This window comes from Bradyrhizobium ottawaense, from assembly GCF_900099825.1.
Classification (GTDB): Bacteria; Pseudomonadota; Alphaproteobacteria; order Rhizobiales; family Xanthobacteraceae; genus Bradyrhizobium; species Bradyrhizobium ottawaense_A.
Genome location: NZ_LT629693.1, coordinates 4,260,664 through 4,277,735, shown reverse-complemented (window position 1 = coordinate 4,277,735; position 17,072 = coordinate 4,260,664). Strand labels below are relative to the sequence as shown.

At 62.5% G+C, this 17,072-nt stretch carries 14 protein-coding genes; 4 read left to right on the top strand and 10 right to left on the bottom strand.

The genetic code is table 11. The features are described from left to right. Positions 1-270: 270 nt before the first annotated feature. From BLR13_RS20005 to BLR13_RS19990, 4 genes are all read left to right on the top strand, one after another. Positions 271-2,121 (top strand): di-heme-cytochrome C peroxidase, encoded by a 1,851-nt coding sequence (locus tag BLR13_RS20005; RefSeq protein ID WP_074820295.1) that lies wholly within the window; start codon positions 271-273, stop codon positions 2,119-2,121. A gap of 379 nt (positions 2,122-2,500) precedes the next feature. Beyond that, entirely contained in the window at positions 2,501-4,246 is a 1,746-nt protein-coding gene (locus BLR13_RS20000; protein WP_074820296.1) for a flavin-containing monooxygenase, read from the top strand. A 152-nt stretch (positions 4,247-4,398) separates the two neighbouring features. Beyond that, positions 4,399-5,361, top strand: coding sequence for an alpha/beta hydrolase (locus BLR13_RS19995; protein ID WP_074820298.1), 963 nt, complete (start codon positions 4,399-4,401; stop codon positions 5,359-5,361). Positions 5,362-5,438: 77 nt separating this feature from the next. Next, the gene (locus BLR13_RS19990; protein WP_074820300.1) at positions 5,439-6,635 is read left to right on the top strand and encodes a CaiB/BaiF CoA transferase family protein; all 1,197 of its coding nucleotides are present in this window, start codon (positions 5,439-5,441) and stop codon (positions 6,633-6,635) included. A 76-nt stretch (positions 6,636-6,711) separates the two neighbouring features. On the opposite strand, the gene BLR13_RS19985 is transcribed toward BLR13_RS19990, so the two are convergent. From BLR13_RS19985 to BLR13_RS19940, 10 genes are all read right to left on the bottom strand, one after another. Continuing rightward, positions 6,712-7,908, bottom strand: a complete 1,197-nt coding sequence (locus tag BLR13_RS19985; protein ID WP_074820302.1) for an NADH:flavin oxidoreductase/NADH oxidase — start codon at positions 7,906-7,908, stop codon at positions 6,712-6,714. Between the two features lie 65 nt (positions 7,909-7,973). Continuing rightward, entirely contained in the window at positions 7,974-8,825 is an 852-nt protein-coding gene (locus BLR13_RS19980) for an amidohydrolase family protein (RefSeq protein WP_074820304.1), read from the bottom strand. Between the two features lie 35 nt (positions 8,826-8,860). Next, entirely contained in the window at positions 8,861-9,565 is a 705-nt protein-coding gene (locus tag BLR13_RS19975) for an ABC transporter ATP-binding protein (protein WP_074820307.1), read from the bottom strand. Next, positions 9,558-10,349, bottom strand: a complete 792-nt coding sequence (locus BLR13_RS19970) for an ABC transporter ATP-binding protein (protein ID WP_074831312.1) — start codon at positions 10,347-10,349, stop codon at positions 9,558-9,560. Before BLR13_RS19970 ends, BLR13_RS19975 begins: the two co-directional genes overlap by 8 nt. After that, on the bottom strand, positions 10,333-11,370 hold the full coding sequence (locus BLR13_RS19965) for a branched-chain amino acid ABC transporter permease (protein ID WP_091976613.1): 1,038 nt from the start codon (positions 11,368-11,370) through the stop codon (positions 10,333-10,335). The genes BLR13_RS19970 and BLR13_RS19965 overlap by 17 nt, the downstream gene beginning before the upstream one ends. A 6-nt stretch (positions 11,371-11,376) precedes the next feature. After that, a complete protein-coding gene (locus tag BLR13_RS19960) occupies positions 11,377-12,252 on the bottom strand; it encodes a branched-chain amino acid ABC transporter permease (protein WP_074820309.1) in 876 nt (291 codons plus the stop codon). Positions 12,253-12,274: 22 nt separating this feature from the next. Then, entirely contained in the window at positions 12,275-13,414 is a 1,140-nt protein-coding gene (locus BLR13_RS19955; protein ID WP_074820311.1) for an ABC transporter substrate-binding protein, read from the bottom strand. 28 nt (positions 13,415-13,442) lie between these two features. Beyond that, positions 13,443-14,150, bottom strand: coding sequence for a dienelactone hydrolase family protein (locus BLR13_RS19950; RefSeq protein ID WP_197679483.1), 708 nt, complete (start codon positions 14,148-14,150; stop codon positions 13,443-13,445). Positions 14,151-14,368: 218 nt separating this feature from the next. Continuing rightward, positions 14,369-15,142, bottom strand: a complete 774-nt coding sequence (locus BLR13_RS19945) for an IclR family transcriptional regulator (RefSeq protein ID WP_074831315.1) — start codon at positions 15,140-15,142, stop codon at positions 14,369-14,371. Positions 15,143-15,338: 196 nt separating this feature from the next. Further along, positions 15,339-16,595 (bottom strand): CaiB/BaiF CoA transferase family protein, encoded by a 1,257-nt coding sequence (locus BLR13_RS19940; protein WP_244524903.1) that lies wholly within the window; start codon positions 16,593-16,595, stop codon positions 15,339-15,341. Positions 16,596-17,072: the final 477 nt, after the last annotated feature.

Here is a 17,072-nt window from a genome sequence, read left to right as displayed (position 1 = left end):
GAGTATGTGATCTCAAATGTGAGATTTCAGCTATGTTATTGAACGCGCCTGATTCTACATTCCAGGCGCGGCGCACGCAAACCTGCCGCGGCACGCCGGCCGGCCGGTTCAGCGCCGGCAAGGCCGGCACAACCGGATTCATGGACAGAAACATGACGCCCTTGTAAGATGGTATATTGATCGAATACACGCCAGAGGCGAAACGCTCTCCGCTGGCTTTTGATAACAGATGATTTTTGCGCTTCGGGCGCAGCGAGACAGGGGCCGGCAATGCGTCGCAGGACAAAGATTGCTATCGCGGTATTAGTCGCCATCGGCGCTTACGCCTATTTGAAGGACGACATCACGCAGTTCTGGGACGGGCTTCATGTGAAGCTTGCAGAATACCCGGCGCCGAAGAACACCAAGTGGCTCAATCAGAACGTCAGCGACAAGGATATCGGCTGGTTCTACCACGCCGACCAAGGGACGCGGACCTTCGGCATCCCCTATGAATGGTTCATGGCGCTGGAGCAACCCAGCCTGTCGGCGATGCTCTGGTCGGCCGATCCGTTCAGCGATCCGGCCTATCTGGATCGCTACGGTTTCATTCCCGATCCCCTCGACAAGAAGGCGCTGCCGATCGGCTTCGCGCATGGCGACGCGATGCTGGATCCGACGGGTGAGCCCTGGCGCAACCCGAGCAACAAGCAGGACATGACCGGCATCGGGCTGACCTGCGCGGCCTGCCACACCGGCCGGTTCACCTACAAGGACACCGCCGTGATCATCAACGGCGGACCGGCGCTGACCGACCTGCTCAAGTTGAAGCAGGGGATCGGCGTCGCACTGTTCGAGACCCGGTATCTGCCGGGCCGCTTCGGCCGGTTTGCCAAACTTATTCTGGGGCCGGATTCGACACTCGACGAACGCGAAGCGTTGAAATACCAGATCGACCAGGTCCTGAACCAGTACAACCAGACTCTCGCCCTCGAGAAGCGCGTCGCCTCCCGCAGCATCGAGGAAGGCTACGGGCGGCTCGACGCGCTGAACCGGATCGGCAACCAGGTGTTTTCCATCGACCTGAAGAATCCGGACAACTATGCCAGCTCCTCGGCGCCGGTGCACTACCCCCGGATCTGGAACACGCCGTGGTTCGACTGGGTGCAGTATAACGGCTCGATCATGCAGCCGATGGTGCGCAACGCCGGCGAGTCCCTCGGCGTCTCATCCGAACTCAATCTGACCGACCCGTCGAAGGGCCTGTTCAAATCGAGCGTGAAAACGGAAACGCTTTACGAGATGGAGGAGATGATCAAAGGCAAGAACCCGCCGAACGCCAAGGACGGATTCTCGGGCCTGCAGTCTCCAAAATGGCCCGCCGATATTCTGCCGCCGATCGACCAGGCGCTGGCTGCAAAGGGCGCCAAACTCTACGAGGAGCATTGCCAGGGATGCCATCGCCCGCCCATCACTAGCGAGGCCTTCTACGACTTCAATAACAAAGACTGGTGGCGGACGAACCAGAACGGCGAGCACGTGATGGTGCTCGAAAACATCCCGATCGATCATGTCGGCACCGATCCCGCGCAGGCCGCTGACATGATTGCGCGAACGGTCGCGCTTCCCGCCAATCTCGGAATCGACGAGACCGGATTCGCCTTTGCGCTGGGCAAAGTGGTCGAGAAGACCGTCAACTACATCTACGACCGGCCGCAGCCGCCGCTGGACGAGAACGGCAAGCCGAAACCGCCGCTGAGCGAGGCGGAGCGGCAGCGCCTGGACGGATATATGCCGAACGAACTGCGGGGCGAAATGAAATACAAGGTGCGTCCGCTCAACGGCGTCTGGGCGACCCCGCCCTATCTCCACAACGCCTCGGTGCCGAGCGTCTACGCGCTGCTGTCGCCGGTTGCGGAACGGCCGAAGAAGTTCTGGCTGGGCAACCGCGAATATGATCCGGTCAACCTCGGCTACAAGACCGACTATCTCCCCAACGGTTTCGAGTTTGACACCTCGATTCGCGGCAACTCCAACAAGGGCCACGAATTCAGCGACACCCCGGGCGATGGCGTGATCGGCAAGAAGAAACTGGCTCCCGAGGAACGCAAGGCGCTGATCGAGTATCTCAAGACGCTGTGAGGAATGTTCTCTCTTTTCGTCATGGCCGGGCTTGCCGCCTTCGCTAAAGCTTCGGCGAGCCGGGGCGTAGCCGGGACCCGGCCATCCACGCCTTTTCTCACAGTCAGCAAAGACGTGGATGCCCGGCACAAGGCCGGGCATGACGGCCTATCTCACAACTCAGCCTTCCACTCCGCGGCGAGATCGTGACCTGTTTCACAATCCCTTGGATGCGACGACCGCCGCGCGCCGCGTCGCTGGCCCGCGCGAGCCCCGCATGCGGACATGTCAGGCCAGCGCAACGGCCGGGACAGGACCGGGCCTGTGCGATTGACCCCCGGCGCTCTTTGGGTTGATCTAGGCAAGAACAACAAAAAAACACTCGATCTGGAAACGCACCATGACTGGCACCACCAATGGTCACCATCATCAGCCCGAGACCGATACGGTCTTTGATGCCGTCATCGTGGGCGCAGGCTTCGCCGGCCTGTACATGCTGCACCGCCTTCGCGGGCTCGGCTTCACCGCGCGTGTCTATGAAGCCGGCGGCGGCGTCGGTGGTACCTGGTACTGGAACCGCTATCCCGGGGCGCGCTGCGACGTCGAGAGCATGCAATATTCGTTTTCGTTCTCCGAAGAGCTCGATCAGCAGTGGAACTGGTCGGAGAAGTACGCGCCGCAGCCCGAGATCCTTGGCTACGCCAACCATGTCGCCGACCGCTTTGACCTGCGCCGGCACATTCAGTTCGATACCCGCGTCATCGCAGCGACCTTCGACGAAACCGCAAAGTGCTGGCAGGTCGAGACCGATCGCGGCGACCGGGTTGCCGCCAAATTCTGCATCATGGCGGTCGGCTGCCTGTCGGCGGCAAACCATGTGCCGTTCAGCGGACGCGAGGATTTTCGCGGGCCCATCTATCACACCGGCGAATGGCCGCACGAGGGCGTTGACTTCACTGGGCTTCGCGTCGGCGTCATCGGAACCGGCTCGTCGGCGATCCAGTCGATCCCGATCATCGCGCAACAGGCTTCACACCTGACCGTGTTCCAGCGCACCGCGACTTATTCAGTGCCGGCCTGGAACGCCAAGCTGACGCCGGAATACCGTGACTCGATCAAGGCCGATTACCCGGCCTTGCGCGCCAAGGCGCGGGGACGGCCGACCGGCTTCTATTTCCCCTTCAACATGAAGCCCGCGCTGGAAGCCACGCCGGAAGAGCGCGAGCAGCAGTATGAGGAAGCCTGGGAACGCGGCGGCTTGCCGTTCCTCGGCGCCTATGGCGACCTCTTGTTCGAGAAGGCCGCCAACGACACCATTGCCGAATTCGCGCACAACAAGATCCGTTCCATCGTCAAGGATCCCGCCACCGCCGAGCTGCTGTGCCCCGACAATGTGTTCGGCTGCAAGCGGCTGTGCGTCGATACCGGTTACTTCGAAACCTACAACCTGCCGCATGTGAAACTGGTCGACGTCTCCCGAACGCCGATCGAGCGCTTCACCGCCGAGGGCATCGAGGTCGACGGCACCGAATACAGGCTTGACGCCATCGTCTGCGCGACCGGCTTTGCGGCGATGACGGGTTCGTTCGACAGGATCAGGATCACCGGCCGCCAGGGACGAACACTCGCCGAGAAATGGCGCGCCGGCCCCCGCGCCTATCTCGGCGTTGCGACGGTGGGCTTTCCCAACCTGTTCACGATCACCGGACCGGGCAGCCCGTCGGTGCTCGCCAGCATGATCCAGGCGATCGAGCAGCATGTCGACTGGATGGCCGACTGCATGGCGCATCTGCGTGACATTGGCGCCGCCACCATCGAACCGGTGCAGTCCGACGAGGACGAGTGGGTCGAACACGTCAACGAAGTTTCAAAAGTGTCGCTGCGGTCGACCTGCAGCTCCTGGTATGTCGGCGCCAACATTCCGGGACGGCCGCGCGTGTTCATGCCCTATATCGGCGGCTTCCCGGTCTATGTGCAGAAGTGCAACGAGGTCATGAGCAACGGCTTTGAAGGCTTTGTCATCGAGGGCGCCACGGTCAGCAACGAGGAACCGCGCATCCGGCTGACCGAACGGTGGCGCGTACCGCTGGACATCGACGTGATCTCACCCGCCGCCGTCGCCGCACGGCGCGTGCCGGTGGTGTGAGCGGGCAATTGATCGAAATGGGCGTTGCGCACCTCTTCGTCGCTGCCGCAAAACGCAAGCCAGCGCCGGCGTGCTGCGGGCATGCAGCAAACATAATTGCGGGCGCGTGAGGCGCGACCTATGGTGCCGCCCTGTCCAACGCGAGGCCCCGCATGACTACGCCGCTCGATCCCGTCATCGCCCAGATCATTCCGCTGTTGCCGTTGCGTGACCCCGATAACATGACCCCGCAGAGCGCACGCGACGCGCTCAGCGCGCTGGCAGCCGCACGCGCGGCCGTGCCTCCGCCGCCGGTCATGAGCGCGGAAGATATCGAGGTAAAGGGCGCCGCCGGCCCGCTTGCCGCGCGGCTCTACCGCAATTCGAACGGCAAATCGCCGACGGTGGTGTTTTTTCACGGCGGCGGCTGGGTCGCCGGCGATCTCGCAACCCATGACCGGCAAGCGCGCCTGCTTGCCATCGAAACCGGTGCGGTTGTCATCTCCGTCGACTACCGCCGCCCGCCCGAAGTGCGCTTTCCCGGCGCGTTCGAGGACGCCTTCGCCGCCACCAAAGACGTGATGGCCCGCATCGCCGAGTTCGGCGGCGACGCTGCGCGCGTCGGCGTCGCCGGCGACAGCGCCGGCGGCAATCTGGCGGCGGCCACTGCGATCGCCTGCCGCGACGCCGGGATCAAGCTCGCCGCGCAGTTGCTGGTCTATCCCGTCACCGACGTCGCCGGTAATTTCGCCGATACAAAAGCGAACGCGCGCTTCCCCTCGCGCGCGGAAAACGCCGAGGGCTATTTTCTGTCACGCGCCGTGATGGAATGGTTTTGCGGCCATTATCTCGCCGATCCCTCTGACGGTACCGACTGGCGTGTCTCGCCGCTGCGCGCGAAAAACCTCGCAGGCCTCGCGCCCGCGGTGGTCACCACAGCGTGGTTCGATCCCTTGCGCGACGAAGGCAAGGCCTACGCGGACGCGTTGCAAGCTGCCGGCGTTCCGACCCAATATCATCATGGCGCCGGACTGATTCACGGCTATTTCGGCCTCGGCGAGGCCTCCGAGACCGCGAAGCGCGAGGCACAAGCCGCACGCGCCGATTTCAAGGCGTTACTGGACAAGGGCGCGTAGGCGCCGAAAAAAGCGGCGATGCCGCGCTGCGAACCTGTCCAGAACTCCCATAATACTCACTTGAGGTTCTCATTCCGATGAATCAATCCACTGGTCCACTCGCCGGCATCCAGGTTCTGGATCTCACCAGCGTGCTGTTTGGTCCGTACGCGGCGCAGACGCTCGGCGACTGGGGCGCCGAAGTCATCAAGGTCGAGCCCCTGACGGGAGACACGTGGCGATATGCCGGCCAGTTTCGCACCCGCGGCATGAGCGGCCAGTTCATGGCGACCAACAGGAACAAGCGCAGCCTGGCACTGGATCTGAAGCATCCCGACGGCAAGGCTGTGTTGCAGCGCTTGATCGCCAAGGCCGATGTCCTGGTGACCAACATCCGTCCGGCAGCGTTGGCACGGCTGGGCTTTGGCTACGAGGATTGCCAGCAACTCAATCCGCGAATGGTTTATGCGGCGGCGACCGGCTTCGGACAGGATGGTCCGTGGGCCGCGCGTCCGGCCTTTGACGAGATCATCCAGGCAAGCTCCGGCTTTGCTTCCTCGATGGGCACCGACGAGGAGCCCGTCTTCGTTCCAAGCCTGGTCGGCGACAAGATCTGCGGATTGGTGCTGACGGCGGCGATATCGGCTGCGCTAGTGCACCGCGAGCGGAGCGGTAGAGGACAGATGGTCGAGATACCCATGCTCGAGACCATCGCCGCCTTCAACAGCATTGAAATGCTGGGTGGTCACGCCTTTGTTCCTCCGATCGGTCCCGCCGGCTACAAGCGGGTGAAGGAACGGCGCCCCATACGTACCAAAGACGGCTGGCTTACGATGCTGCCCTACTCTGGCGATAACTGGTGCTCGTTCTTCGAAACTGTCGGGCATCCAGAGTGTATTGAAGACTTTGCGGTGCGGGATCCCGTTGCGCGCGCGCAGAATATCGACCGCATCTACCAGAAAATGGCCGAGATAGCGCTGACCCGCACAACGGCCGAATGGGAAGCGTTGCTGCTGCGGATCGATGTCCCTCACGCCGCATTTGCAAAAGTTACCGAGATCGCGGAGCAACCGCACCTCAAGGCTGTCGGCATGTTCCCGACGCTCGATCACCCGACCGAGGGAGAGATACGCCAGGCGCGTCCCTCAGCCCGGTTTTCGGAAAGTCCCGCGGCCATCCGGCGCATGCCTCCCCGGCTCGGCGAACACTCGCAGGCCGTTTTGCAGGAGGCCGGCCTGAGCGATGAAGACATCGCCTCGTTGGTCGAACGAAAGGTCGTTGGAATTCCAGCCTAGACTTTTGTCGTGACGCGTTTTCCTGACGCGAACCGGCATCCACTTCGCTCGAAAACGCCATAGACCTGACGCGCGGTCAAAGCTGGCTCGTAACGACGCCCGTCGGCGTGGCGAAGCCTTGCAGGGTCCTGATCCGCTTCTCGAGCCACCAGCCGAACTCGGGCGACCAGTCCTCGAAGCGCGCGTTGATGCCGAGATCATGCGCCCAGTGGTGGGCGATGTTGGGATTGAACTGCGACTGGCGGCCGACCGCGATCAGGTCGGCTTGGCCCTTTTGGAGGATGGCTTCGGCTTGCTCCGCCTCGAGAATGATGCCGACGGCCATGGTGGGCATGTCGGCCTCCTGGCGGACGCGCTCGGCAAACGGGACCTGAAATCCGAGACTGCGCGGCACCTGGGCTGCGGTGGCCGCGCCGGCGATGCCGCCCGAGGAGCAATCGACCACGTCGACGCCACGCGCCTTCAGTTCGCGCGCAAAAACAACCGTATCATCCATGTTCCAGCCTTCGACCGTACCATCGACCGACGAGACGCGGACGAACAACGGCATCGTATCTGGCATTTCGCGGCGGACCGCCTCGGCGATCTCCAGCGGCAGCCGCATGCGCCCCGCGCGGTCGCCGCCGTACTCGTCATTGCGCGTGTTGGAGACCGGCGACAGGAACGAGGCCAGCAGATAACCATGTGCGGTGTGGATTTCGATGGTGTCGAATCCGGCAGCGACCGCCCGCCTTGCGGCAGCCGCCCAGGTGCCGACCATCGCCTTGCATTCCGCAGTCGTCAGCTGGTGCGGCGTGAGCCAGCCCTTGGCGACCGGCTCGGCCGTCGGTCCCACCGGCTGCCAGATTTTGGCGCCGGCTTTCAGGTCCGCCTCGGTCAACGGCCCCATGCCCTGCATGGCACTCTGCGCCGAGGATTTGCGACCGCCGTGCCCGATCTGAATGCCGATCGCTGTCCCCTGTCGCTTCATGAAAGCGATCAGCGGCTTGAAGCTTTCGGCCTGCGCATCGTTCCAGATGCCGAGGTCGTTCTCGTTGGTGAGGCCAACTTCCTCGACCGCCGTCACCTCGACGAAGACGAGGCCGAAGCCGCCCAGCGCGTAGCGGCCGAGATGGACGACGTGAAACGTACCGCAGGTATTGCCGGGGTCGCAGCGATAGTGGACCATCGGCGGCACGACGAGGCGATTTTTCAGCGTCAGCCCCCGGATCGTGAGGGGCTGGAACAGCATCGGCCGCGCGGCCGTGTCGCCGTTGAGAGATTTGTCAGTCATTCGACGAACTCCTTGCAAGCTGTCGCCGTGCAACGCATCCGCTGCGATCGGCGCCGTTCCTTGAATCAAAAGCCGTAAAGGCGGACCGGATTGTCGACCAGTATCTTGCGGCGCGCGGCTTCGTCCGGCGCGCATTTGGAGAACAGGTCGATCAGATCAGCTTCCTTCGGGAAGGATTCAGGCGTGTGGCCGACATGCGGCCAATCGGTACCCCAAACCAGCCGATCGGGGTTCGCCTGCGCGAGCGCCGTCATGAATACCGCGGTGTCGGCATAGGGCGCACCCGCACGGGTGTTGCGGTCGGCGCCTGACAGTTTGACCCAGTAGCGCCCGGTCTTGAGGCGTTCGCAGAACTTCTGGAAGCCGGGATAGTCGATGCCCTTGTCGACCATCGTGCGGCCCATGTGGTCGATCACGAAATCCAGCGGAAGCTTTTCCAGTTCGGGCGCCAGCGCGTCGAGGTCGCCGGTTTCGATCCAGAGCTGCGCGTGCCATTTGCGCTCCGCCAGACGCGGCGCCAGCGCCTTGAGGTCGTCGAGATTCATGCCGCCCGACGAGACCGGCTTGCCGTCCTGGCGCAGCAGGTTGATCCGCACACCCTTGAAACCCGCATCAGTCATCTCGTCGAGACGCCGGTCCGAAACATCGCGCTTGAGGATTGCAACCGCGCGCAACCGTTCCGGATACCTTCGCAACGCGTCCAGCGTCACCTCATTGTCCTCGCCCGCCGCCAGCGCATGAACGATGACGCCCCTGCTGACGCCGATCGAGTCCCACATCGCAAACAGCGACTCGACCGGGTTTGCCTGTGTCGGCGAGAAGCGGCCTTCGCTTTGCGCGGGAAAGCGATCATAGGGACCGTAGATGTGGACATGACAATCGCAACTGCCGTCGGGGAAACGAAGCTCTGACGCCATTTTCTTTTTCCTTCTTGCTTCAGCCGCATGGTCTTCTAGACGCCGAGATAGGCTTCCTGGATGTCCGGCGAATTCGCTATTTCCGCCGCGGTGCCGGCCCGCACGATGCGTCCGACCCGCAGCACATAGGCGCGATCGGCGATCCGAAGCGCCGCGCGCATGTTCTGCTCGACCAGCAGCGTCGCGATACCCTTTGCTCTTAACCCTGCGATCGAAGAGAGCACGAATTTGGTCAGCACCGGCGAAAGCCCCAGCGACGGCTCATCGAACAGGATCAGTCGCGGGCGCGCCATCAGGCCACGCCCGATCGCGAGCATCTGCTGCTCGCCGCCGCTCAGGCCGCCGGCGAGCTGGGAAATACGCTCCTGCAGCCGCGGAAACATCTCGAGAATGTCGGGGACAGTGAACGCCGGACCGCCGCCGTTGGAATCGACAATGTTCAGGTTGGCCTCGACCGTCATGTCCGGAAAGATTTCGCGCCCCTCCGGGACGTGGCTGATGCCGAGACGGCTGGTTTGCCACGGCTTCCTGCCGTTGATTGGCGCGCCGTCGAACCGGATCTCGCCTGCGGTCACCGGCAGCACGCCCGAAATCGCGTTGAGCAGCGTCGTCTTGCCGGCGCCGTTGGCGCCGAGAATGGCGACGATTTCTCCCGGCCTGATCGCGATCGAGACATCCTTGAGCGCGGTGACCTTGCCGTAGGCCGCTTCTATTCCGTCAACCCTGAGCAGATCAGTCATCTTCCGCCCCAAGATAGGCCGATATCACTTCCGGATGTTTGAAGACCTCGCCTGGCGCATCGATCGTCACCGGGTGTCCGTCGACCACGACCAGCACACGGCTGCACAGCGCCTTGATGACTGTCATATCGTGCTCGACGATCACCACCGTGCGCCCCGGCGCGATGGTCTCGATCAGCGCGATGAAATCGGCCGTCTCGCGGCCGTTCATGCCGGCGGCCGGCTCGTCAAGAAACAGGATCTTCGGATCCGACATCAGGGCAACGGCAACCGCCAGCCGCCGTTGAACGCCGTAGGCCAGCACGCTGGCGACCCGATCGCGGTCCTCCTGCAGGCCCGAAAGCGTCAGTACATATTCGGCCTTGTCCTCGAACTGCTTTTGCTCGGTCCGCCAGGTCCTGCTGGCGAACATCCGGCCGACGACGGAATGACGAAATTCCATATGGCGGCCGAACAGCAGGTTGTCGTAGACGGTCGCCTCGCCGAACACGGCGGTGCGTTGAAAGGTGCGGCCGACGCCGGCCCGGGCGACGAGATGCGGGCTCATTTGCCCGACATCGTGCCCGAGTACCTCGATGCTGCCGCTGGTCGGCTTGGTGATGCCGCAGAGGATATCGAACAGCGTCGATTTGCCGGCGCCGTTCGGGCCGATGATGCCGAAGACTTCGCCCGCGTTCACCGTCAGGCTGACGCCGTCCAGCGCGCGAACGCCGCCATACCGCTTGCGGATGTCGACGGCGCGCACGATCGGAGATCGGCCGTTGGTGTCAGCTGTCGCTTGCACGGCGGCCTCCGGTGACACGGTTGAACAGCCGCGTGGCAATCTGGTGCAGGCCGCCCGGCGCAAACATCATGATGAGCACGATGGCGGAGGAGAAGATCAAGATACGAACATTCGGATCGAGATTGAGATAATACGGGATGATGCTGAAGATGACGGCGCCGATCAGCGGTCCGACCAGAACGCCGGTACCGCCGATCAGGACCATCAGCAACGCGTCCACGGTATTGGTGACCGAGAACACTTCCGGCGTCACGATCTGCGTGTAGGGCACGCACAGCGCGCCGCCGAGTGCGGCGATCGGCGCGCTGAGCACGAATGCTTTCAACCGCTCGCGAAACACATTGACGCCGACGGATTGCGCCAGATGGCGATTCTGCCTGATGCTCTCGATCGCGCCGCCGAATTTCGAATTCTTGACCGCCAGCAGGACGAGCAGCACGATCACGAGAATGGAGAACGTCGCGAAGAAATAGTTTCTCGGTTCGGCCAGCAGAATCGGGCCCAGCATGATCGGAGGAAATCCGAAGATGCCGAGCGGACCATCGGTGAATTGCGTCAGGTTCATCGCCGCCACCATGGCGACACCCGAAAGCCCCCAGGACACGATCGAGAAATAGGCGCCGGTCAGGCGCAACGTCAGCCAGCCGATGATGGCCGCCGCCGCCATCGATACCAGCATCGCGATGGCAACGGCGGTCTCGAACGACAGGCCGTGCTTCACCATGCCGATGCCGACGCCATAGGAGCCGATGCCGAAGAAGATGCATTGCCCGAGCGGAACCTCGCCGAGGCCGCCGAGCATGATGTTGATGCTGAGCGCAAACAGCGCAAAGGCACAGGTGTAGCCTGCCAGCGTCACGATGAAGACGTTGCTGACCTGGAAGCCGAACAGCGCGGCCAGGGCGACGGCGCCGAGCACGATCAGTGGCAGGCGGAACGGTGATTTCGAAGGCGCGACAGGTCGTGCGATCGACGAGACGGCCGGCACGACGATGGTTTCAACCGATGAGGATTCGGACATGATTGATCAGTGCCTGTGCAATTGGGCACGGCCCATCAGCCCCTGCGGCCACAGCAGCAGGACGGCGATTACGAGGATCCATCCGAGCGCGGGCGTCCACGACACCGAGACATAGGTCTCGAACATCGCATTGGCGACGCCGATCAGGAGCGCACCCAGCATGGCGCCGGAGATGCTGCCCATGCCGCCCAGGATCACAACGGTAAAGCCTGTGATCAGCGTCGCGTTGCCCATCGTCGGATAGGCCGTGACGATGGGAGCCAGCAAGGCGCCGGCAAATCCCGCCGCCGCGACGCCGACCACAAAGGACAGGCTGCGGATCATCGGCACGTTAATCCCTGAATAGAGCGCGCCGCGCGGATTTTGCGCGACCGCCAGCACCTGCTGGCCCTTGACGGTGTATTTCAGCCAGGCGCCGAACCCGGCCAGCACCAGGATCGAGGCCGCGAGGATGAAGATGCGCTGACCCGCGATCAGAATGCCAAGGCCCGACCAGGTGCTTTGCGCGAACGGAGAACCGATCGGCTGCGGATCGGGTCCGAAGATCAGTATCAGCGAGGCGACCAGCGCCTGACCCAACGCGAACGTCACGATGATCGATCCGTGATGGCCCTCGCCATAGATCGCGCGCCGGATGATGACGAACTCGGTCACCCAGGCCACGACGGCGACGATCAGGATGGCGAGCGGCAGCGTCACCAGATACGGCACGCCCCACATGCTCAGGAGCAGGACCGCATAGGCGCCGATCGCAAAGAACGCGCCATGCGCAAAGTTGGCAATATGGAGGATCCCGAACACCAGCGTCAGCCCGACCGCGATGACGGCGTAGCTCGCGCCGAGGACGAGCCCGTTCGCCAGGGTTTGCAGGAAGAGGTTCATGTCGTGCCCGGCGCCTGCGAAATCAATTCACCTTGGCCACTTCGAGCTGCGTGAGCACGCCGCCCTTGACCTGCTGGATGAAGAAATACGGTGCGCGGGCGCGGCCCTTGGCATCGAATTTCAATTCGCCGCGCGGCGACGGCCAGGCGTTGTCGCGAATGGTCTGCGAAATCTTGGCATAGTCCTTTTCGGTGCCGGCCTTGTCCATGGCGGCAGCAATCAGGTGAACCGCCTCGTAGATCACGAGATGGCCCTTGCCGGGATTGCCGTTCCATTTCTTGTTGAAGGCTTCGATGAAGGCCTTGGCCTCCGGCGACGGCGCCGGAACCATGAAGATTTCGCCGGTGATGACGCCATCCATCGCGCCTTCCGCCGGCTTCAGCATGCCGGGGACGATCACGCCGGGCGACATCACTTCCTTCGAGAAACCACCGAGCTGGCGGACCTGCTTCCAGAGCTGCGCGGCGCGGGCCGGATAGGCATCGGCGACATACAACATATCGGGATTGAGCGACTTGATCTTGGTGATGATCGAGGTGAAGTCGTTGGTCTCGGCGTCGTAGGTCGAGACATTCACCAGTTCGATGCCGGCACCCTTCAGCTTCTCCTTCAGCAGCTCGAGCACCGTCTTGTTGAATTCGGTGTTCTCGCCCATGTAGGCGACGCTCTTGGGCTTCATCGTCGTGACGATATAGTCGTTGAACGCGCTCGAATTGCCCGACACGGTGTTGTTGACCTGGAACAGCCACGGGCTGCCCTGATCGGTGATGGCGTCGGCTTGCGCGGCGGCGTTGACGTGGAGCACCTTGTTGCGCGTCACGGAAGATTCCGCCAGCACCACCGAACTGTTGGTACCGCCGGTAATCGCGTTGACGCGCTCGACCGACATCAGCTTCTGCACCGCGGCCACGCCGCCCTGCGGCGAGCCCTTGTCGTCTTCGAACACGAGTTCGATCTTGCGGCCGCCCAGAATGCCGCCCTTGGCGTTGATTTCGTCCGCCGCAAGTTCAGCGCCCTGTTTGGTGTCCTGCCCATAGGTCGCCGCCGAACCGGAAAACGGCGCTGCAATTCCGATGCGGACCGGATCGGCCGCTGACGCCGGACTTGCAGCCAGCAGGCCGGCAGCGAGGGAAAGAATCGCGAAAGTCGAAAAGCGTGACATTAGACCTGCCTCGTGAGGTTGATGTGATTTACGCCGCCAAGGTGCGGCGGAACATGTCGAACAGCCGTTCCCAATGGCGCTCCGTGCTGGTCTTGTGGAACAGCCGGCGCTTGGGAAACGCGAAGCCGTGCTCGGCTTCGGGATAGATCTCGATCCTCGAATTGATCTTCGCCTTGTCCAGAACGCCTTGCAGCTCCCGGAGCGTCTCCGGAGGGGCGTAGCTGTCGTGCTCGGCGCAGGCGAAATACATCTCGCCCTTGATCTTGTCCGCCAGCAGATGCGCGGAGTCAGGTGCATCCGTGATCAGCCTCGCGCCATACACCGAAGCCGAGGACGCAACGCGGTCCGGAAACGCACCAGCGACCCGGAAGACGAAGCGGCCGCTCATGCAATAGCCGACGACGCCGAGCTTTCCCTTCCGCGCCGCCTTGTCGGTGTCGAGATAACCGAAGACCGCCTGGGTGTCCTGTTCGACCATCGTATTGGAGAGGCTTCGGTTGAGCTTCCACATCCAGGCCAGGCTCTCGGCATAGGCCGGATCGTGCAGGCGATCGGCATCGAGATCGACCGAACGGGCGAGGCGATAATAGAGGTTGGGCATGATGACGTAGTAGCCGACGGTCGCGATGCGGCGGCACATGTCGCAGAGTTCTTCGCGAACCCCGACCGAGTCCATGTAAAAAATAACGACGGGGAATGGCCCAGGGCCATCCGGATGAAACACGAAAGTGTTCATCAACCCGTCCTTAGTCTGTAGATCGACGACCGTTTCCCGCATCTTGCGTGCGTTCCCTGCCCTGATTTTCTTGTTTAGCCACGGCGGCGGATGCCGTCCGGGCCTGGGCATTATGGGGCGCAGCAAAGCGCTGAGCCAAGTCTATTCAGATGCTGGAATTCACTTCCATATCCGTGAAAATGCTGGCGTGACGCGACTTGCGACTATTCGCCTTGGGACTATTCGTCGCGATCAACGAAGCGTGCGATCCCGTCGGTGAGTTCACGCACGATCTGGCTTTCGTTCGCTTCGAGCCGGTCGACCGGTGCGCCAACACCGATCGCCAGAATACGGCCGTGCCGCCTGATCGGCAGCAGCTTGGCGATGACGCCGGCGCCTGCGATCACGGTGTGCTTCGAAAACACAAAGCCCTGCTCGCGGATCTCGCGGATCCGCTGCATCAGGTCGACCAGTTCGATCCGGTTGGCAGGTTCTTCCTCGATGTTGATCCGCCGCACCAGCCGATCGATGGTGTCGTCCGCTCGGGCGCTCAGCAGCAGCCAGCCCACACCGGATCTCGCCAGCGGCCGGACGGTACCCGGCTTGAGATGAAAGCGGATCGGATGCTGCGACGGCTCGACGTGAATATATTGTGCGAACAGATCGCTCTGCGTGCTGATGCTGATCATCTCGCCGGTGGCGTCGCTCATGTGCTTGATCAGCGCGAGAATACGGCTCTCGCCGAACAGCGCGCCTTGCACCCAGTTGCCGAGCGTGGCGATGCGCATGGTGGGCATGTAGGTGCGGGAGTAGCTGTCGTAGTCGAGGTACCCCATCACGACCATGCTTTTCAGCAACGCCGAGGCGCTCGAGACCGGATAGCTGAAGTGGAGCGAGAGATCCTTGAGGCTGATCGGATGCTGGACCTCGTCGAAGTATTCGAGAACTTCGAACAGCCGCCTCGCCGTCTTGATCACGCTATCCTGCGGTGCCACCCGGGAAGCCTTTTTCATTGATGTGGAAATGACATCCTCCAGTGTGAATTTATCGCAGGGAATGTCAAGTTTCGCGAGCCGGCTCCAGTCACCGAAAACCATTGATATAATTAAATAAAATCCAATCTCGCCTTCAGGTAGAACGACGCGGGCGTGCACCGCAGGAAGCACCCTACTGCGGGCAAGATCGGCGGTGGCGGGAGGCTTCCAGGGATTACGCCTCGGCGGTCCCGATCACCCCATCTGCCTCGAGCCGGCCGATCTCGTCGGCACTCAGTTTGAGCATCTGACCGAGGATTTCGTGGTTGTGCTGGCCAAGACGCGGCGACGCGGTGCGCTCGACTTTATCGGCACCATGAATGCGCAGCGGGCTGTTCGGAACCACAATCCGTCCGAACTGCGGATGATCGATCCATTCGAGCATGCCGCGCTCATGCATATGCTTGTCGTTGGTGACCTCGATGAGATCGCGAACCGGCGCCGACGGGACCTTGTACTTGCCGAAGACGCCAAACGCCTCCGCCTTGGTGTGCCGCCGCGTCCATTCGGTGATCAGTTCGTCGGTTTCCTCGATATGCCTGACCCGCGCGGGCTTGGTCGAAAACCGTTCGTCACCAACGAGGTCTTCGCGATCGATCGCCTTGAGCAAATTGTTCCAGTGATTTTCGTTGATGCCGATGATCGCGATGTATCCGTCGCGCGTCGGATAGACATTATAAGGTGCCGCCGCGAGGCCGCCGTGGCGATTGCCGGTGCGTGGCGGCGCAATGCCCTTGTCGTAAACGAAGGCGAGGTTCGAGGCGAGCGCGGGGTAAACCGTTTCCTGCATCGCCACTTCGACAAGCCGTCCCTTGCCGGTGAAAGTCCGTTCGTAAAGCGCGGTCATGATGCCGGCATAGAGATGAATGCCGCTGAGAAAATCGACCACCGCGGGACCGCACTTGACCGGCGCCCCGTCCGGAAACCCGGTGACGCTCATCATCCCCGATGCCGCCTGAACGGTGATATCCATCGCCAGATTATCGCGATCCGGCCCGGACAGGCCGTAGCCGGAGCCCGACGCATAGATCAAACGCGGGTTGAGTTGGCTCATGACGGACCAGCCGACGCCGAGCTTCTCCATCACGCCCGGCGCATAGTTCTCCAGCAGCACGTCCGCGTTCGCCGTCAGGCGCTTGAGAATGTCCCGGCCGCGCTCGCTCTTGAGGTTGAGCGACACGTCGCGCTTGTTGGCGTTGAGCATGGCAAAGGGGACTGCCGAGCCCTTGCTGACATGAACGCGTTCGCGGATCGGCTCGCCGGTCAACGGCTCGATCTTGATCACATCGGCGCCGGCCTGCGCCATCAGGAACGTGGCATACGGCCCCTGATAGACCTGGCCGAGATCGACGACGGTCACGCCATCAAGGGGAAGGTTTCGTCTGCTGGAGGTGTCGTGTTGCTGGATTGGCGATTGCATCGAAGGGGCCACGCTCTTCTCTCGGCGCTGCGGCCGGAGGAAGCAGATGCCGAGCGATCGCTCAGACCATGAGAGAGCCGGCGATGGATTGCCATCGAAAAAATTCCCGGGACCTCATTTGCACATCCTTGAAAATGATCCGCCCGCCGACTGTCGCGCATTACGGTTGGCGATCGCGCCAGCAATTGCTGACGTCGACTGCCATTCGAGAAGCCGCGTTCTGTTTTAATGCAGTGAAGCAGAGGTGACTTCATCTTGTTCGCGAGGTGTTTCGGCGAAGGTGAGTCCTCAAGCCTGCCGCACGGAGGCCGCTCATGCGACGGCGCCACCTTCGATATGATGGCGAAGTCCTCCGATCAGAAGGCGCCGCTGTCGCCAAGGCCAAGCGCACCTCGCCGTGTTGGTGTGAGGATAAGCATCGAAGGTGCGCCCTCCGCCCTTAGGCATCTCGATACCCACCGTGCGGATCGGCGCGGGGATTACGGTAGT